A 14,604-nucleotide genomic window follows, 5' to 3' on the forward strand; every position below is an offset into this window, starting at 1 on the left:
CCTAGTTTCGTGTCCACAGACCGCACCAGACGGTCGTGACATGGGAGAGGACTTATGAGGGTCAAAGCTACCCTGCTTGCCGGCGTGGCCGGTACTTTGCTTGCCGTTCCAGCCTACGCTCAGGATGAAACGGAAACCCCAACCCCGAGATTTGGCGGCGGTGAAATCGTCGTCACCGCGCAGCGCCAGGCGGAAAGCCTGCAGGCAGTGCCGATCGCGGTCAGCGCCTTCACCGCTGAATCGCTCGAGGCGCAGCAGATCGAAAACGCGAGCGATCTCCAGCTGACGCTGCCCAACGTCTCGTTCACCAAGAGCAACTTCACCTCGTCGAGCTTCACCATTCGCGGCATCGGTGACCTGTGCGTCGGCGTGAGCTGCGACAGCGCGACGGCGATCCACCTCAACTCCGCCCCGCTGTTCGGCACGCGCCTGTTCGAAACCGAATATTTCGACCTCGAACGGATCGAAGTGCTGCGCGGTCCGCAGGGCACGCTGTTCGGGCGCAACGCGACGTCGGGCGTGGTCAACGTCGTCAGCGCGAAGCCCGACCTGTCCGGCTTTGCGGCCAAGGGCGAGTTCGAATACGGCAATTACAACAGCATGAAAGCGAAGGGCATGGTCAACGTGCCCATCGGCGAAACCATCGGTGCGCGCGTGGCCGGCTTCTACCTCAAGCGCGACGGCTATACGACCAATGTGTTCAACGGCGACGATATCGATGACCGCGAAATGTACGCCGTGCGCGGCTCGCTCCGCTTCGAGCCGGGTCCGGATACGACCATCGACCTGATGGCCTATTACTTCCGCGAAGACGACAACCGGATGCGCATCCAGAAGCAGCAGTGCCAGCGCGATCCCACCGGGGTGCTCGGTTGCCTCAACAACCGCCGTGATTTCGACAAACTCAATGGCAACTCGACCTTCACCGGCACGCTCGGCTCATCGGAATTTCTGGCGATCAATGGAATTCCCTCCAGCTTCGGGCTGAACAGCCTGTACGGTCCCGATGCCTACGCCAACTTTCAGGAGCCGGCGGATGTCCGGCGTGTGAATACCCAATTCACGCCGGAATACTTCGCCGACGAACTTCAGCTGTCTGGCCAGATCGACCACAGCTTCGGTGCGATCAATGTGTCGCTGTCGGGGATGTACCAGGAAACTTCCGTCGACTCGCGGCAGGATTACAACAACGGCGTTGGCGAGATTCCCAATGCGGCGGTTGCCTTCGGGACCTTGAACGCTTTCGCTGGGGGAGCAGCGGGACCGGGTACCGGAGTCTATTTCCAGCCGATCGTCGATGCACTGTTCTCGGGCAACGATCTGTGTGTTTCCGATACGCGGCTCGATAATCTCGGCGCTTATGAGGGCTTCCGGGTCTGTACGCCGGACGGCACACAGTTTGACCGGTCCAACCAGGATCAGACGGCGTGGTCGGGCGAATTGATCATCTCGTCCGATTTCGATGGCCCGTTCAACTTCCTGCTCGGCGGCATTTACGCCGAATCCGAAGTGAGCGAAAACAGCTACTACGTGAACGCCTTCGCGATCGATTACGTTGTCGGCGTGCTGGGGACTTTCACCGCGTTGGGCCAAGGCTTACCACCAAGCTATCTCGCCACATCGTTCTTCCGCAACAACACGCAGGACTTCAAGCTGGAGAGCTTCGGCATCTTCGGTGAAGTCTATTTCGACATCAGCGACAGTCTCAAGCTGACGGCGGGCCTGCGCTATAACGACGACAAGAAGGCGATCACCGCACGTTCGACGCTGGCGAGTTTCCTCAATCCGTTCAGCAACAACACCGATCCGTTCGCCTCGCCCTTCGTCGGCAGTTTCGATGCCGATCCCGGCACGCCGGGCAACCAGCTTGTTCAGACCCGGTCGGTTGGTTTCGACGAGATCACCGGACGCGCGGTGCTCGATTGGCAGATCGGAGCGGATAACCTGCTCTATGCTTCCTATTCGCGGGGCTACAAGTCGGGCGGCATCAACCCTCCGCTGCAGCCGATCTTCGCGGTGCCGGACAGCTTCGGATCGGAATCGATCGATGCGTTCGAGATCGGTTCGAAGAACACCTTCGCCAATGGTATGTTGCAGCTCAACGCCACGGCCTTCTACTACAAGTACAAGGACCTGCAGCTGAGCCGCATCATCGCGCGGACCTCGGTCAACGACACGATCGACGCCAACATCTGGGGCTTCGAACTGGAATCGCTGATCCGGCCGAGCGACCGCTGGCTGTTCAACATCAACTTCAGCTACCTCAACGCAGAGGTCGCGGGTGACCAGTTCTTCTCCAACCCGCGCGATCCGGGTGGCGGCGATCCCAATGCCGTCATCATCAAGGACGTTACCAACGGCGCGCTGTGCGCGGTGACCGGTCCTTCGCAGGCTGTCACGGCGGGCTTCGTGACAGCAGTGAATGCCGGTCTCGGCCTGCGCGGGCCGACCGCGTTCCCGGCCGACGGCAACATTGCCTCGACCGGTGCATTCGGTATCTGCGGCGTGCTTCAGGCCAATGCGCCTGCAGGCATCAGCGTGCTGAGCCCGGGTGTCGAGGTCAATCTGAAGGGCAACAAGCTGCCGCAGGCACCGGAGCTGAAAGCTTCGCTCGGCATGCAGTACACCTATGAGTTCGACAACGCGATGACGCTTGTGCCGCGGTTCGACGTCGCACTCACCGGCGAACAGTTCGGCAACGTGTTCAACGGCAACGTCAACCGGATTGCACCCTTCGTGCAGGCGAATGCGCAGATCCAGCTCAACGGACCTGACAACAAGTGGTATGCCCGTGCCTTCGTGCAGAACATCTTCGACAGCGACTCGACCACGGGTCTCTACGTCACCGATGCTTCCTCGGGCCTGTTCACCAATATCTTCACCCTCGATCCGCGCCGTTACGGCGTGGCCGTGGGCATCGAATTCTGATCCCCTAAAGGGACGGGAGAGGGGAAGGCCGGGCTTCGCGCCCGGCCTTTTTCTTTGGCGCTTGTGCTTCTTGACATCCTCCTGCGCTTGTCATCCCCGCGAAGGCGGGGATCCAGGGCAGATCGAGCTCCATGGATTCCCGCCTCCGCGGGAATGACATGAATCGGACAAAGGAAGGATACGCGGCAGCCGATCTCCGCTCGATGCGAAGTGGCCTATTTGGCCAGCCCTCAACCCGCCTTGGCGAAGGGCGAGAAATCGGTCCCCGTGTCGTAGATGTCCACGCCTTCCGCCCGTTTCAGCCTGCCGACGACGAGATAGGTCACCGGCGTCAGGACAACTTCCCACAGCACCTTAAGCGCCCAGTTGCCGACCATCACCGCGATCACCGCCTCGGTCTCCCACACGCCGAGGAAGGCGACGGGATAGAAAATCGCGCTGTCGACTGCCTGCCCGAAGACGGTCGATCCGATGGTGCGGCTCCACAGCGCGCGCCCTGCGGTCCAGATCTTCATCTTGGCGAGGACGAAGGCGTTGACGAATTCGCCTGCCCAGAAGGCGAGAATCGAGGCCAGCACGATGCGCGGGACCTGGCCGAACACGCTCTCGTAGGCGGCCTGACCCTCCCAGCCGTCCGCCGGGGGCAGGGCGACCACCACGAACGACATGAAGGCCATGAAGATCATCGCCCCGAAGCCGACCCAGATGCAACGGCGCGCGCGCTGGTAGCCGTAGACTTCGGTCAGAATGTCGCCGATCACGTAGCTGACCGGGAAGAACAGGATGCCTGCGCCGAAGATGAAGCTGCCGTCGGCTGCTGGCCACCAGCCCACGGGCCACCAGGGGACTTCGATGGATGACAGCTTGGCCGCTCCGATCACGTTCGACAGCAACAGAATCGCGACGAACGCCGCCATCACGATGTCGAAGTGGCGGAAGCTGCGATGCTCGTGCGCGGTGGTTTCCACCCGGTCCAGGTTCGTATCCATAGAACGCGCACCTATCGCCATTTGCGCGCCGCGAAAAGCGGGCTATTGCCGCACCGGCGCGCGCCCGTAGCTCATCTGGATAGAGCGCGAGACTTCTAATCTTGAGGCAGCAGGTTCGAGTCCTGCCGGGCGCGCCAACCCTTTTTCAGCCGCGCATCACGTTGTCCAGCGGCTCACCCGTCACCGGATAGCCCGCGTCGCCGGGGATGCGCAGCCACTGCTGCTCGCCCTCGACCGAGAGAAAAGGCGTAATCGTCTGGACCGGAAAGCGACCGCAATCGGCTGCCGCGTCGGCGAAGCTGGCGAACTGTGCGAGGCGTTCCAGATTGCGGCGGGTGGGGTAGATGATCGACAATTCACCCGCTGCAGCCGCATCGAGCGCGCCCTGCGCCGTGATCCAGTAGAGCTTGGTATTCTCCGTCCGGTCGACCGTGATGTCGACCGCGCCAGTGCCGAGATCGGCAAGGTAGAAGCGCGTATCGAAGACCCGCGGAATGCGTTCGTTCCTGGGGAACCAGCGGGCGAAGGGCAGCACCGCATCGATGTCGAGCGTCCAGTCCATCGCGCGCAGCACCGGGGCCAGGGTGGTGGCTTCCAAGAGCAATCCGCGCGCCTTTCGCGCCGACTCCGCATCGATCCGGCCCCGCAAACCGATCGCGAGCCCGGTCTCTTCGAGTGTTTCGCGGATTGCCGCGATGCGATGGGCAATCTCGTCGCGGTCGAGAAGGCTATCGATATTCTGCGCCAGCTCGTAGTCCGCAGGATCGACGCGGCCACCGGGGAATACCGCCGCGCCGCCGGCAAAGGTCATGTTGCGCGAGCGTGTCACCATCAACAGCTCGGGCGGGCCACCGTCAGCGGCGTTGCGGAACACGACGACGGTTGCTGCCGGAATGCCCTCGCTGCCGGATTCGGGCTCGCTGTTCTGTGGTGCCATGCAAGCTTGTGTGGCCCAGCCCGCCTGCTTTGCCAAGACGGTTCGGGGATGTCGGCTCGCTTTACAATGGGGCGGTGGCCGGAGACGCCGTTAACCAATGCAACCCGCGGAATCGCGTGATCTCGCAAAACTGGCACGCGCGGTGCATAGTATCCGGCATATCGATTGGTCCTCGATAACAGGCGCAACCACTGGTCTCCCGGTTGCTCCGACCCGAAAAAGAAGGCCCGGTTCGTTCAGTAACGAACCGGGCCATTCTTTCTTCGCCTCATGGAGTCAGACTGTCAGCTCGCCTTGGCGACTTCCTTCTCGGTCATCAGTTCCTGTAGTTCGCCGGCCTCGAACATTTCCATCATGATGTCGCTGCCGCCGATAAATTCGCCCTTCACATAGAGCTGGGGGATCGTCGGCCAGTCGGAGAACGCCTTGATCCCCTGGCGGATTTCCATGTCCTGCAGCACGTCGATGCCCTCATAGGCCACGCCGCAGTGGTCGAGGATCGCAATAGCACGGCTCGAAAAGCCGCATTGCGGGAACAACGGGGTTCCCTTCATGAACAGGACGACGTCGTTGCTGCCGACGATATCGGAGATGCGCTGGTTGGTATCGGACATGGATTTTCCCGCCTGGTATTTCGCTTTACGCTTCGGAAGTGGGAACTTGGGTGGTCAGTTGCAAGGCGTGCAGCACCCCGCCCATGTTCCCGCCGAGCGCGTCGTAAACCATCTTGTGCTGCTGCACGCGGCTCTTGCCGGCAAACTGCGGCGCGGTGACCTTGGCCGCCCAGTGATCGTTGTCGCCCGCCAGATCGCGCATTTCGACTTCGGCGCCGGGCAGGGCGGCCGTAATCATGCCGACGATGTCCTCAGCCGCCATCGGCACCGGGTCAGACCCCGCCCATCAGCTGGCGGCGTGCCTCGATAGATTTCTCTTCCAGCGCGGCGCGCACACCGGCCTCGTCGACCTCGACCCCGGCAGCGGTCAGGTCGCCGAGGACCTTGCGAATCACATCCTCGTCACCCGCTTCCTCGAAATCGGCCTGGACCACCGCCTTGCCATAGGCGTCGGCTTCCTCGGGGGTGAGCGCCATCTTCTCGGCGGCCCACTGGCCGAGCAGCCGGTTGCGCCGCGCGGCGACGCGGAAGGCGGTGTCTTCGTCCATCGCAAACTTGGCCTCTTCGGCGCGTTCGCGGTCCTTGAAATCGGTCATTATGCGGTCCCTTGAATGATCGTTGTGCTCCGCCTCATTCGGCGCGGTAAGCCTCGTGGCACGATTGGCACGAGGCCTTGGTTCTATCAAGGGCTGCGGTGAAGCTTTCGCGGTCGTCGGCGCGGGCCGCAGCCTCGAGCGCTGCAGTCGCGGACTGGAACTCGGCGACCTGCGCGGCGAAACCAGCCTCGTCTTCCCAGATGGCGGGAAGCGCCGCGCTGCCTGTGGTTCCATCGGTATCGGGGCCGAACAGGGCAGGGAGCGACCGGGCAAAGGAAGCGAGACCGCTGGCCGGGAAGGCTGCGCGGGCGACCGAGCCTTCGCCTTCGGCTGCGCGCCCGACAGCGGTGAGCGTTGGCACCATCATGGTCATGCCGCCCTTGCGAGCTTCGACGAGAGGGTCGTGGGTCACAACATGGTCTTCATGGGCAAGCACCAGCTGCGAGCCGGTGGCCAGCGACAGTGCAGCAAGGGCGAATGCCGGAACAAATTTGCGCATGATGTCCTACTCCATCGTGACGACGAGCTTGCCCACCGCCTCGCGGCTTTCGAGCTTCGCGATCGCATCGCCGCCGCGTTCGAGCGGGAAGGTTTCGGACACCAGCGGGTCGATCTTGCCCGCCTTCATCAGCTCGAACAGTTCTTCCACCTGCTGGCGGAACTTCACCGGTTCGCGCGCGGTGAAGGCGCCCCAGAACACCCCCGCGATGTCGCAACTCTTGAGCAGGGTCAGGTTGAGCGGCATCTTTGCAATGCCCGCCGGGAAGCCGACCACCAGGAACTTGCCTTCCCACGCGATCGATCGCAGCGCCGGTTCGGAATATTGCCCGCCGACGATATCGTAGACGATGTTCGCGCCTTCCGGCCCGCAGGCTGCCTTGAAGGCATTGGCGAGTTCCTTCGAAGCGTCCTTGTCCATTTCGCCCTTGGGATAGACCACGACCTCGTCCGCCCCGGCCGTGCGGGCGACCTCGCCCTTTTCCGCCGACGAAACGGCGGCGACCACGCGCGCGCCGAACGCCTTGGCGAGTTCGACGGCGGACAGGCCCACACCGCCTGCCGCGCCGAGCACCAGCACGGTGTCGCCCGCCTTGATATGGCCGCGATCCTTCAGCCCGTGGATCGTCGTGCCATAGGTCATCAGCAGTGAGGCGGCTTTCTCGAACGATACGCCGTCCGGCACCGGGAACATCCGCCCGGCGTTGACCACCACCTTTTCGGCCAAACCGCCATTGCCGATCCCGGCCAGCACCTTGTCGCCCACCTTGAACGCGGTCACGTCGTCGCCGACCGCCTCGACCACCCCGGCAATCTCGCCACCCGGTGCAAAGGGACGTTCGGGCTTGAACTGGTAGAGGTCGCGGATGATCAGCGTGTCGGGAAAATTGATCGCGCAGGCCTTCACCGCCACCAGCACTTCGCCCTTTCCGGGTGTCGGCGTATCGACTTCGTCGAGCGTCAGTGTTTCGGGGCCGCCGGTGGCGTGGGTGCGCAGGGCTTTCATGCAGTTCTCTCCAGTGTTCCTCTGGCCAGCCATGGCATGTCGTGCGCATGGCGGGCTTCGTATTCGGCGATCGCGCCGTCGCGCTCGAGCGTGAGACCGACCTCGTCGAGCCCGTTCAGCAGGCAATGCTTGCGAAAAGGATCGACCTCGAACGCGAAGCGATCCTGGAACGGGGTGGTGACGGTCTGGCTGTCGAGGTCGATCGCAATCGGATCGGTCGAGGCAACGTCCAGCAGCCGGTCGATCTGTTCCTGCGGAAGCTCGACGGTCAGGATGCCGTTCTTGAACGCATTGCCGCTGAAGATGTCGGAAAAGCTGGGCGCGATGACCGCCGCAATGCCGAGATCGAGCAGCGCCCATGCCGCGTGCTCGCGGCTCGACCCGCAGCCGAAATTGTCGCCCGCGATGAGGATCGGTGCGCCGGCATAGGCGGGGTCGTCGAACACATTGCCCGGCTCCGCCCGCACCGTTTCAAATGCGCCCTGGCCGAGCCCCTCGCGGCTGATCGTCTTCAACCAATGCGCGGGGATGATCACGTCGGTGTCGACGTTTTTTGCGCCAAACGGAATGGCGCGGCCTTCGATGGTCGAAACGCAGTCCATCAATCGGTTTCGGGCGGCTCACCGCTGGGCGGAGCGGGGGTCCGCTCCTTCCTCTCCTTGCGCTTCGAGGCATAGAGCAGGGCCGCAGCAATCGCTGCCGAGCCAATCGCACCAGCCGCCATGGCAGCCTTTCCGGATATTTTCTTGGTCATGACCTTCTCATGGGGTGCGAAAACGTCGGTGACAAGACCGGTCAGCCGACCAGTTCACGGACATCGGAGAGTTTTCCGGTCACCGCCGCCGCCGCCGCCATCGCGGGCGAGACGAGGTGCGTCCTCGAACCCGGACCCTGGCGACCGACGAAATTGCGGTTGCTGGTCGAGGCGCAGCGTTCGCCCGGCGGGACCTTGTCGGGATTCATCCCGAGACAGGCCGAGCAGCCCGGTTCGCGCCATTCGAATCCGGCGTCCGTGAAAATCCGGTCCAGCCCCTCTTCTTCCGCCTGCGCTTTCACCAGACCGGAGCCGGGGACCACGATCGCCCATTTGACGCTATCCGCCTTCTTGCGCCCTTTCAGAACGGCGGCTGCTGCGCGCAGATCCTCGATCCGGCTGTTGGTGCAGCTGCCGATGAAGATGTTCTCGACCGCGATGTCCTGCATCCGGGTGCCGGGAGCCAGCCCCATATAGTCGAGGCTCTTGCGGACGGCCTCCTGCTTGGACGGGTCGGCGAAGCTTTCGGGCGCGGGGACGACACCGCCGATAGCGACGGTATCCTCCGGGCTGGTGCCCCAGGTTACGGTCGGCTCGACTTGCGAGGCATCGATCCGCACCGTCTTGTCGAATGTGGCGCTGTCATCGGTGTGGAGCGTCTTCCACCATGCGACCGCGCGCTCCCAATCGCCGCCCTTGGGCGCGTAGGGGCGACCCTTGAGATAGCGGAACACCGTTTCGTCGGGCGCGATAAGGCCTGCACGCGCGCCAGCCTCGATGCTCATGTTGCAGACCGTCAGCCGGGCCTCGACGCTCATCGCCTCGAACACTGCGCCGCGATACTCGATCACATGGCCGTTGCCGCCCGCCGTGCCGATCTCACCGATGATATGCAGGATCAGGTCCTTGGCGGTGACACCCGGACCGAGCGCGCCGTCGACCCGCACCTCCATCGTCTTCGACCGCTTGAGCTGGAGCGTCTGCGTCGCCAGCACATGCTCCACCTCGCTGGTGCCGATGCCGAACGCAAGCGCGCCGATCCCGCCATGCGCGGCGGTGTGGCTGTCGCCGCAGACAATGGTCGAACCGGGGAGCGAGAAGCCCTGCTCGGGCCCGACGACATGGACAATGCCCTGCGCCATGGCGGTGGCTTCGATGTAACGGATGCCGAAGGCGGGGGCGTTCGCCTCCAGTGCTTCGAGCTGCGCCGCGCTTTGCGGGTCGGCGATGGGAATGCGCTTGCCAGCCGCGTCGAGGCGGGCAGTGGTCGGCAAATTGTGGTCGGGCACCGCCAGAGTGAGTTCCGGGCGGCGGACCTTGCGCCCTGCCAGCCGCAGCGCCTCGAAAGCCTGCGGGCTGGTCACTTCGTGGACCAGATGCCGGTCGATGAACAGGATGCTGGTGCCGTCGTCGCGCGTTTCGACGACGTGGGCATCCCAGATTTTTTCGTAAAGAGTTCGGGGGCGGCTGGCCATGGCTTGTGGGCTAGGCCGACCGCCCCCGAGGGACAAGCGAGGAAAACTTGCGCCCGCTCGCTATCGGGCTATCCGGTTGCAACTACCAGCGGCTTGCGCCGCGATAGCCCTGACGATTGTAACGCGACGCGTTGTTGAAGGTGGCGAGGCGCAGCGCGTCGTAAGCCTGATCGATCCGCCAGTTCACTGCGCGGATATCGCCGCGATCAAGTCCGTTGCGGGCAAAGGCGGCATAGGCACGCTCGGCAGCGTCGAGGCGGTTGCGCAGCGACCACGCCTCGTTGCGGGTGAGTTCTCCGCTGCGCTGCGCGCTGCGAACATCCCGGCGGAGCTGCTCGAGCTTGCGCTCGACGCCGCGAGCCTGGTCGCGCCGATGATCGCCACGGTAGTCGCGGTAATCCCGCGAATCGTGCCGGTCCCACCCGCCCTGCGGGGCCGCAGCAACGGTCGGGGCAGCGAGCCCGATTGCCAGCGGGGCAGCGAGGCTGGCGGCGATGAGCTTGAACTTGGTAGTCATGATTCGGTCCTTTCTTCGTCCACCTGTTCATAAAATAGCCTTCTTTTATGAACGACACGCGAATGGCGCGGTCGGATTGATGACAGGAAGGCGAAACCGGGTCTTTTGGGTAACAGGGGAGCGGGAAGGGACGCCCTCGCGATTTAGTCATGGAATCGTAAGCAAGCTGTGCCTAACTTACAGGCATGTCAGCAAAACCCTTCGCATTCCCCATCCGTGTCCTGCCCGAAGATATCGACTTCATGGGCCATGTGAACAATGCGCGCTATCTCGGCTGGGTGCAGGATGTCGTCCTCGCGCACTGGAACAAGCTTGCCCCGGCGGAAGAGGTCGCCAGCAAGGCCTGGGTCGCGCTCAAGCACGAGATCACCTATCGCCGCCCGGCTTTCCTCCATGACGACGTGATCGCCGAAACCGTACTGGAAAAGATCGCCGGTGCGCGCAGCTTCTACAACACGGTGATCCGCCGCGGCGAGGATGTGCTGGCCGAGGTCAAGAGCATGTGGTGCTGCATCGATGCCGAAAGCCTGCGCCCCGCGCGCATCAGCCGCGATGTAGCGGAAAAGTATTTCGGCCTCCCGCGCAGCCAGGAACGCTACACCGGATCGTAGCGGCTTCGGCTTTGCCCTGCGCGATGCCGGCTCTATAGTGACGCTGTGATGCAGTTCGTGATCCCCATCCTCACCGTAATCACCACCGTCCTCGCGATGGAGTTCGTCGCTTGGTCGAGCCACAAGTATATCATGCACGGCTTCGGCTGGGGCTGGCACCGCGACCATCATGAGCCGCATGACAACATGTTCGAGAAGAACGACCTATACGGCCTGGTCGGTGCGGCGATGAGCATTTCGATGTTCATGTGGGGCAGTCCGCTGGTGGCGGGCGCTTCGGCATGGGCTCCGGCGACCTGGTTCGGGATCGGCATATTGATCTACGGCATCATCTACACGCTGGTGCACGACGGGCTGGTCCACCAGCGCTATTTCCGCTGGGTGCCCAAGCGCGGCTATGCCAAGCGGCTGGTGCAGGCGCACAAGCTGCACCACGCGACGATCGGCAAGGAGGGCGGGGTGAGCTTCGGTTTCCTCCTAGCGCGCGATCCGGCGAGACTGAAGGCGGAGCTGAAGGTCCAGCGCGAAGCGGGGATTGCTGTGGTGCGCGATTCTGTGGGGGCCTGACGCTACTCGTTGCGCGTCGCGATCCAGCTTCCGGCGACCACCAGCACGGCCACGGATATCCAGTACCACGGGTGGCCGAGCGTGTACCAGGTGACCACCGCGCCCACCGTCATCGCGCCGATCGCCATCGTCTTGGCACGGCGAGAGATGGCCCGCCGTTCGGTCCAGTCGCGCACTTGCGGCCCCCATTGTGGATGGTCGAGGATGCGGCGCTCCCATTCCGGGTTGCTGCGCGCGAAGCAGAACACGGCCAGCAGCAGGAACGGCACGGTCGGCAGGATCGGCAGCGCAGCACCGATTGCGCCGAGCCCGACTGCGATGATCCCCCCCGCCAAGTAGAGGCGGCGCATGGGGCTAGGTCGCCGCGATGCGGGCGGCGTGCTGCTGCACCAGCGCGATCATGTTGGGCAGGCCCTGCGTGCGGTTGGACGAGAGCTGGTTCCTGAGATCGAAGGGTTCGAGTGCGGCGGTGAAATCCAGCGCCGCGACCTCGGCGGCGGGCTGATCCTGCACGGCGGCGATCACCAGCGCGACGATTCCCTTGGTAATCGCAGCATTGCTGTCGGCGAGGAAGTGCAGCTTTCCGGCATCGCCGGTGGGATAGACCCACACGCTGGCCGAACATCCGCGCACCAGCGTCGCATCGGTCTTGAGCGCATCGGGCATGGGTTCGAGGTCGCGGCCAATTTCGATCAGCAGGCGATAGCGTTCGTCGCCTTCGAGGAACTCGTATTCTTCGGCGATATCGTTGAGCGTGCGCATGACCGCCAGTTAGGGATCATCGGGCGAAAACAAAAGGGCAGGTCAGCCGCCAATCCCGCCCGGCCTCGTGAGAACGTAGTAGATCACATAGAACCAGCTGAAAATGCCGTGGACTATCGCCCAGACGACCGACTGGTGCAGGCTCCAGCTGATGGCGACCGCGATCGCGCTGCCGAGACCGATCCCCGCAGTTGCCGCATCGCTGCCCTTGCTCACAGATCTACCCCGCTGGCGATGGCTTCCAGTTTGCGCAGCCGTTCCTTGAGGTCGGCGATCTCGATCCGCGCGGCGCCGACGGGCGAGCCGTTCTCCATTTCGGGCACGCGGTGCATCCCGCGTTCCAGCTCATGCTCCTTCAGCGTCAGCCAGCCCTGCCAGCAGCGCATCGCGGTGAGCGCGAAGATGGTCAGGCCCGCAAGGGTCGACAGTGCAATGATCATCTGTTCGGTCATGTCCAACTCCTCCCTTGCAAACAGGGGACTTCGGTTACTTGTCGCGCAGCTTCTCGATCTCGTCGGCGATCGAGCTGGCCTCGCGGTTGTCGACGGTGATGCGTTCGAGCACCTTGACCCGTTCGCGCAGCGCTTCGAGTTCGCGCTCGGTCTCGGGGTCGTGCCGCACCGCGCGCCGATCATCCGCAGGGCCCGGGTCGGCCGGTCGCTCGTCGTTCGAGCCGTCGCGCATACCGCGCACGGTCCGGTTGCGTTCGATCACGATCATCACGATCGCGAACAGCAGCAGCACGATGGGCCAGTTGATGTTCACGCTGAAAGCTCCTTCTTGTCTGCCCGCCCATCGATCATGTCGAGATCGCGCAGTTGTTCGATCTGGGCGGTCAGGTCGCTGGGCTTTTCGGTCGCGATGCGTTCGAGCACGCGCAGGCGTTCCTCGATCTGGGGCATCCCGGCGATCCTCTGCCGCCCTTCCGCCTCCGCCAGCTTGACCTGGAACTCGAGCTCCTTCTCGCGGTGCTTGAGCCGGCGGTGGTAGGCATCAAGCAGGATGCCCGCCCCGCTGATCAGTCCGATAATCAGCGCGCAGAAGGCGATGGCTTCGGGCATGTTCATTGCACGCGGTCCTTGCTTTCGAGGCGCGAGAATTCATGCGTCAGCTGGTAACCGCTGTCGGTGACGATGCGTTCGACATTGGCCAGCCGGTCCTTCATCGAACCGAGTTCGGCGCGCAGTTCGGCGTTTTCCTGGGTCAGCAGCTTGACCCTCTCGGCAGTCTGGCCGTCAGTGCTGGGTTTGAGCGATTGGCCCCACATGCCCTCCAGCGGATAGCCGTGCTTGATCTTCAGCCTTGTAGTGTGGATCCAGCCGAATGTACCCGCGGCGCCGAGCGCCAGCGCGGCGCCGATGATCCACGGCAGATGGGGCAGGAATTGTGCGACTTCGGGGTCCATCAGACCTGTTCCTTCCTTGCGATGTCGAGCGGCACGCCGCTGTCGGTATGCGGGCGGCTGTCGCGCAGCGCCTCGATTTCCTCGCGCAGGCCGTAGCCGCGGTCGGTGACGATTTTTTCGAGCACGACCATCCGGTCCTGCATCTGGTCGATCTGGCCTTTCAGCGCAGCGTTCTCCTCGCGCAGTTGCTTTGTCTGCACGTTCTCTCCCATGCCGGTCTTGCCGCCCCACTCGTCTTCAAGCTCGTAGCCGTGTTTGGCGCGGATCCAGTTGTTGCCGAGCCATCCGAGCGTGCTGACCAACATGATGCCAACGATCCATTCCATCACACGCGCTCCCTGCTTTCGAGGCCGAGCGGCACGCCGTTGTTGTCGTCCTCGACGCGGCGGGCATCGCGCAGCGCCTCGATCTGGGTCGCGACATCGTAGCCACGATCGGTGATGATCCGTTCGAGCACGCGGACGCGCTGCTCCAGCTCTGCCGTATGCGCGGCATATTGCGCCGCCTTCTCCGAGCTCATCTCGGCGGTCGCGGCGATGCGCTTTTCTTCCAGCTTCTTCTGGCTACCGATCCACACGATCCCGAGGACCATCAGGAAAGGCGCAGAAACCGCCACCAGTCCAATCAATTCGCCCATTGTCTTTGCTCCCTTGTGCGCTTCAGCGCAGCGCTTCGATTTCTTCTGCCGTCCGCCGCGCCGGATCGGTGGCGATGGTTTCGAGCACCGCCAGCCGGTCCTGCAGCATGGCGACGGTTTCCTTCAGCTCGACCTTGTCGGCGGCGAGCCGGGCTTCCTTGTCGCTGCGGCCGTATTTGATCTCGGCCATCTTGCGGCGGTGCTTGAGCACGGTGTCGGTGATCCCCCACAGGGCAACTGGGCCGCCCACTGCAGACACCATGATGAGCGCAACAATCCAGCCTTCCATCGTACAGTCTCCCTCGGGC

At 63.5% G+C, this 14,604-nt stretch carries 24 protein-coding genes and 1 tRNA gene; 4 read left to right on the forward strand and 21 right to left on the reverse strand.

Going from position 1 to position 14,604, the window contains the following annotated elements; genetic code table 11:
• Positions 1 to 54: 54 nt before the first annotated feature.
• Positions 55 to 2,928, forward strand: a complete 2,874-nt coding sequence (locus NSO95_RS04005; RefSeq protein ID WP_257594869.1) for a TonB-dependent receptor — start codon at positions 55 to 57, stop codon at positions 2,926 to 2,928.
• A 230-nt stretch (positions 2,929 to 3,158) separates the two neighbouring features.
• Here the strand turns inward: NSO95_RS04005 and NSO95_RS04010 are convergent, their stop codons facing one another.
• Entirely contained in the window at positions 3,159 to 3,917 is a 759-nt protein-coding gene (locus NSO95_RS04010; RefSeq protein WP_257594870.1) for a queuosine precursor transporter, read from the reverse strand.
• A 60-nt stretch (positions 3,918 to 3,977) separates the two neighbouring features.
• Here NSO95_RS04010 and NSO95_RS04015 point away from each other — a divergent pair.
• A tRNA-Arg gene (locus tag NSO95_RS04015) sits at positions 3,978 to 4,054 on the forward strand.
• 8 nt (positions 4,055 to 4,062) lie between these two features.
• On the opposite strand, the gene NSO95_RS04020 is transcribed toward NSO95_RS04015, so the two are convergent.
• From NSO95_RS04020 to NSO95_RS04065, 10 genes are all read right to left on the reverse strand, one after another.
• Entirely contained in the window at positions 4,063 to 4,854 is a 792-nt protein-coding gene (locus tag NSO95_RS04020; protein ID WP_257594871.1) for an NUDIX hydrolase, read from the reverse strand.
• A 284-nt stretch (positions 4,855 to 5,138) separates the two neighbouring features.
• Positions 5,139 to 5,468, reverse strand: coding sequence for a Grx4 family monothiol glutaredoxin (grxD, locus tag NSO95_RS04025; protein WP_257594872.1), 330 nt, complete (start codon positions 5,466 to 5,468; stop codon positions 5,139 to 5,141).
• 25 nt (positions 5,469 to 5,493) lie between these two features.
• Positions 5,494 to 5,736, reverse strand: coding sequence for a BolA family transcriptional regulator (locus NSO95_RS04030; protein ID WP_257594873.1), 243 nt, complete (start codon positions 5,734 to 5,736; stop codon positions 5,494 to 5,496).
• A gap of 4 nt (positions 5,737 to 5,740) precedes the next feature.
• Entirely contained in the window at positions 5,741 to 6,064 is a 324-nt protein-coding gene (locus tag NSO95_RS04035) for a DUF1476 domain-containing protein (protein WP_257594874.1), read from the reverse strand.
• A 34-nt stretch (positions 6,065 to 6,098) separates the two neighbouring features.
• On the reverse strand, positions 6,099 to 6,563 hold the full coding sequence (locus NSO95_RS04040) for a cytochrome c (RefSeq protein WP_257594875.1): 465 nt from the start codon (positions 6,561 to 6,563) through the stop codon (positions 6,099 to 6,101).
• Between the two features lie 6 nt (positions 6,564 to 6,569).
• A complete protein-coding gene (locus NSO95_RS04045; protein WP_257594876.1) occupies positions 6,570 to 7,568 on the reverse strand; it encodes an NADPH:quinone oxidoreductase family protein in 999 nt (332 codons plus the stop codon).
• The gene (gene leuD / locus NSO95_RS04050) at positions 7,565 to 8,170 is read right to left on the reverse strand and encodes a 3-isopropylmalate dehydratase small subunit (RefSeq protein ID WP_257594877.1); all 606 of its coding nucleotides are present in this window, start codon (positions 8,168 to 8,170) and stop codon (positions 7,565 to 7,567) included. Before leuD ends, NSO95_RS04045 begins: the two co-directional genes overlap by 4 nt.
• Positions 8,170 to 8,322 carry an isopropylmalate isomerase gene (locus NSO95_RS04055; RefSeq protein WP_257594878.1) on the reverse strand — a complete coding sequence of 51 codons (153 nt, stop codon included), beginning with the start codon at positions 8,320 to 8,322 and terminating at the stop codon, positions 8,170 to 8,172. Before NSO95_RS04055 ends, leuD begins: the two co-directional genes overlap by 1 nt.
• Positions 8,323 to 8,363: 41 nt before the next feature.
• Positions 8,364 to 9,797: a 3-isopropylmalate dehydratase large subunit gene (gene leuC, locus NSO95_RS04060; protein ID WP_257594879.1), complete on the reverse strand. Its 1,434-nt coding sequence runs from the start codon at positions 9,795 to 9,797 to the stop codon at positions 8,364 to 8,366.
• An 82-nt stretch (positions 9,798 to 9,879) separates the two neighbouring features.
• The gene (locus NSO95_RS04065) at positions 9,880 to 10,314 is read right to left on the reverse strand and encodes a hypothetical protein (RefSeq protein WP_257594880.1); all 435 of its coding nucleotides are present in this window, start codon (positions 10,312 to 10,314) and stop codon (positions 9,880 to 9,882) included.
• Between the two features lie 185 nt (positions 10,315 to 10,499).
• On the opposite strand from NSO95_RS04065, the gene NSO95_RS04070 reads away from it, so the two are divergent.
• Both NSO95_RS04070 and NSO95_RS04075 read left to right on the forward strand, forming a co-directional pair.
• Positions 10,500 to 10,925, forward strand: coding sequence for an acyl-CoA thioesterase (locus NSO95_RS04070; protein ID WP_257594881.1), 426 nt, complete (start codon positions 10,500 to 10,502; stop codon positions 10,923 to 10,925).
• 48 nt (positions 10,926 to 10,973) lie between these two features.
• Positions 10,974 to 11,492 carry a sterol desaturase family protein gene (locus NSO95_RS04075; RefSeq protein WP_257594882.1) on the forward strand — a complete coding sequence of 173 codons (519 nt, stop codon included), beginning with the start codon at positions 10,974 to 10,976 and terminating at the stop codon, positions 11,490 to 11,492.
• Positions 11,493 to 11,494: 2 nt separating this feature from the next.
• Here NSO95_RS04075 and NSO95_RS04080 read toward each other — a convergent pair whose 3' ends face one another.
• Genes NSO95_RS04080 through NSO95_RS04125 form a run of 10 tightly spaced genes read right to left on the reverse strand, consistent with a single transcriptional unit; the run spans position 11,495 to position 14,585 of the window.
• On the reverse strand, positions 11,495 to 11,842 hold the full coding sequence (locus tag NSO95_RS04080; RefSeq protein WP_257594883.1) for a YbaN family protein: 348 nt from the start codon (positions 11,840 to 11,842) through the stop codon (positions 11,495 to 11,497).
• A 4-nt stretch (positions 11,843 to 11,846) separates the two neighbouring features.
• Complete coding sequence (locus tag NSO95_RS04085; RefSeq protein WP_257594884.1) at positions 11,847 to 12,254, reverse strand: SufE family protein; 408 nt, start codon at positions 12,252 to 12,254, stop codon at positions 11,847 to 11,849.
• 42 nt (positions 12,255 to 12,296) lie between these two features.
• Positions 12,297 to 12,470, reverse strand: coding sequence for a hypothetical protein (locus tag NSO95_RS04090; protein WP_257594885.1), 174 nt, complete (start codon positions 12,468 to 12,470; stop codon positions 12,297 to 12,299).
• Positions 12,467 to 12,706, reverse strand: coding sequence for a hypothetical protein (locus tag NSO95_RS04095; RefSeq protein WP_257594886.1), 240 nt, complete (start codon positions 12,704 to 12,706; stop codon positions 12,467 to 12,469). The genes NSO95_RS04090 and NSO95_RS04095 overlap by 4 nt, the downstream gene beginning before the upstream one ends.
• A 34-nt stretch (positions 12,707 to 12,740) precedes the next feature.
• Positions 12,741 to 13,019 carry a hypothetical protein gene (locus NSO95_RS04100; RefSeq protein WP_257594887.1) on the reverse strand — a complete coding sequence of 93 codons (279 nt, stop codon included), beginning with the start codon at positions 13,017 to 13,019 and terminating at the stop codon, positions 12,741 to 12,743.
• The gene (locus NSO95_RS04105) at positions 13,016 to 13,321 is read right to left on the reverse strand and encodes a hypothetical protein (RefSeq protein WP_257594888.1); all 306 of its coding nucleotides are present in this window, start codon (positions 13,319 to 13,321) and stop codon (positions 13,016 to 13,018) included. The genes NSO95_RS04100 and NSO95_RS04105 overlap by 4 nt, the downstream gene beginning before the upstream one ends.
• Entirely contained in the window at positions 13,318 to 13,659 is a 342-nt protein-coding gene (locus NSO95_RS04110; protein WP_257594889.1) for a hypothetical protein, read from the reverse strand. The genes NSO95_RS04105 and NSO95_RS04110 overlap by 4 nt, the downstream gene beginning before the upstream one ends.
• Positions 13,659 to 13,985, reverse strand: a complete 327-nt coding sequence (locus NSO95_RS04115; protein ID WP_257594890.1) for a hypothetical protein — start codon at positions 13,983 to 13,985, stop codon at positions 13,659 to 13,661. The genes NSO95_RS04110 and NSO95_RS04115 overlap by 1 nt, the downstream gene beginning before the upstream one ends.
• Complete coding sequence (locus NSO95_RS04120; RefSeq protein ID WP_257594891.1) at positions 13,985 to 14,296, reverse strand: hypothetical protein; 312 nt, start codon at positions 14,294 to 14,296, stop codon at positions 13,985 to 13,987. The genes NSO95_RS04115 and NSO95_RS04120 overlap by 1 nt, the downstream gene beginning before the upstream one ends.
• Before the next feature lie 22 nt (positions 14,297 to 14,318).
• Complete coding sequence (locus NSO95_RS04125; RefSeq protein WP_257594892.1) at positions 14,319 to 14,585, reverse strand: hypothetical protein; 267 nt, start codon at positions 14,583 to 14,585, stop codon at positions 14,319 to 14,321.
• Positions 14,586 to 14,604: the final 19 nt, after the last annotated feature.

The organism is Parerythrobacter lacustris (genome assembly GCF_024626475.1).
Lineage (GTDB): Bacteria > Pseudomonadota > Alphaproteobacteria > Sphingomonadales > Sphingomonadaceae > Parerythrobacter_A > Parerythrobacter_A lacustris.

What these genes read in the sequence shown, in the direction of transcription:
- leuD (WP_257594877.1), bottom strand. Translation starts at nt 8,170, where the DNA reads ATGGACTGCGTTTCGACCATCGAAGGCCGCGCCATTCCGTTTGGCGCA.
- NSO95_RS04120 (WP_257594891.1), bottom strand. Translation starts at nt 14,296, where the DNA reads ATGGGCGAATTGATTGGACTGGTGGCGGTTTCTGCGCCTTTCCTGATG.
- NSO95_RS04055 (WP_257594878.1), bottom strand. Translation starts at nt 8,322, where the DNA reads ATGACCAAGAAAATATCCGGAAAGGCTGCCATGGCGGCTGGTGCGATT.
- NSO95_RS04005 (WP_257594869.1), top strand. Translation starts at nt 55, where the DNA reads ATGAGGGTCAAAGCTACCCTGCTTGCCGGCGTGGCCGGTACTTTGCTT.
- NSO95_RS04125 (WP_257594892.1), bottom strand. Translation starts at nt 14,585, where the DNA reads ATGGAAGGCTGGATTGTTGCGCTCATCATGGTGTCTGCAGTGGGCGGC.
- NSO95_RS04095 (WP_257594886.1), bottom strand. Translation starts at nt 12,706, where the DNA reads ATGACCGAACAGATGATCATTGCACTGTCGACCCTTGCGGGCCTGACC.
- NSO95_RS04085 (WP_257594884.1), bottom strand. Translation starts at nt 12,254, where the DNA reads ATGCGCACGCTCAACGATATCGCCGAAGAATACGAGTTCCTCGAAGGC.
- grxD (WP_257594872.1), bottom strand. Translation starts at nt 5,468, where the DNA reads ATGTCCGATACCAACCAGCGCATCTCCGATATCGTCGGCAGCAACGAC.
- NSO95_RS04075 (WP_257594882.1), top strand. Translation starts at nt 10,974, where the DNA reads ATGCAGTTCGTGATCCCCATCCTCACCGTAATCACCACCGTCCTCGCG.
- NSO95_RS04115 (WP_257594890.1), bottom strand. Translation starts at nt 13,985, where the DNA reads ATGGAATGGATCGTTGGCATCATGTTGGTCAGCACGCTCGGATGGCTC.
- NSO95_RS04045 (WP_257594876.1), bottom strand. Translation starts at nt 7,568, where the DNA reads ATGAAAGCCCTGCGCACCCACGCCACCGGCGGCCCCGAAACACTGACG.
- NSO95_RS04035 (WP_257594874.1), bottom strand. Translation starts at nt 6,064, where the DNA reads ATGACCGATTTCAAGGACCGCGAACGCGCCGAAGAGGCCAAGTTTGCG.
- NSO95_RS04065 (WP_257594880.1), bottom strand. Translation starts at nt 10,314, where the DNA reads ATGACTACCAAGTTCAAGCTCATCGCCGCCAGCCTCGCTGCCCCGCTG.
- NSO95_RS04040 (WP_257594875.1), bottom strand. Translation starts at nt 6,563, where the DNA reads ATGCGCAAATTTGTTCCGGCATTCGCCCTTGCTGCACTGTCGCTGGCC.
- NSO95_RS04110 (WP_257594889.1), bottom strand. Translation starts at nt 13,659, where the DNA reads ATGGACCCCGAAGTCGCACAATTCCTGCCCCATCTGCCGTGGATCATC.
- NSO95_RS04020 (WP_257594871.1), bottom strand. Translation starts at nt 4,854, where the DNA reads ATGGCACCACAGAACAGCGAGCCCGAATCCGGCAGCGAGGGCATTCCG.
- NSO95_RS04010 (WP_257594870.1), bottom strand. Translation starts at nt 3,917, where the DNA reads ATGGATACGAACCTGGACCGGGTGGAAACCACCGCGCACGAGCATCGC.
- NSO95_RS04080 (WP_257594883.1), bottom strand. Translation starts at nt 11,842, where the DNA reads ATGCGCCGCCTCTACTTGGCGGGGGGGATCATCGCAGTCGGGCTCGGC.
- leuC (WP_257594879.1), bottom strand. Translation starts at nt 9,797, where the DNA reads ATGGCCAGCCGCCCCCGAACTCTTTACGAAAAAATCTGGGATGCCCAC.
- NSO95_RS04105 (WP_257594888.1), bottom strand. Translation starts at nt 13,321, where the DNA reads ATGAACATGCCCGAAGCCATCGCCTTCTGCGCGCTGATTATCGGACTG.
- NSO95_RS04070 (WP_257594881.1), top strand. Translation starts at nt 10,500, where the DNA reads ATGTCAGCAAAACCCTTCGCATTCCCCATCCGTGTCCTGCCCGAAGAT.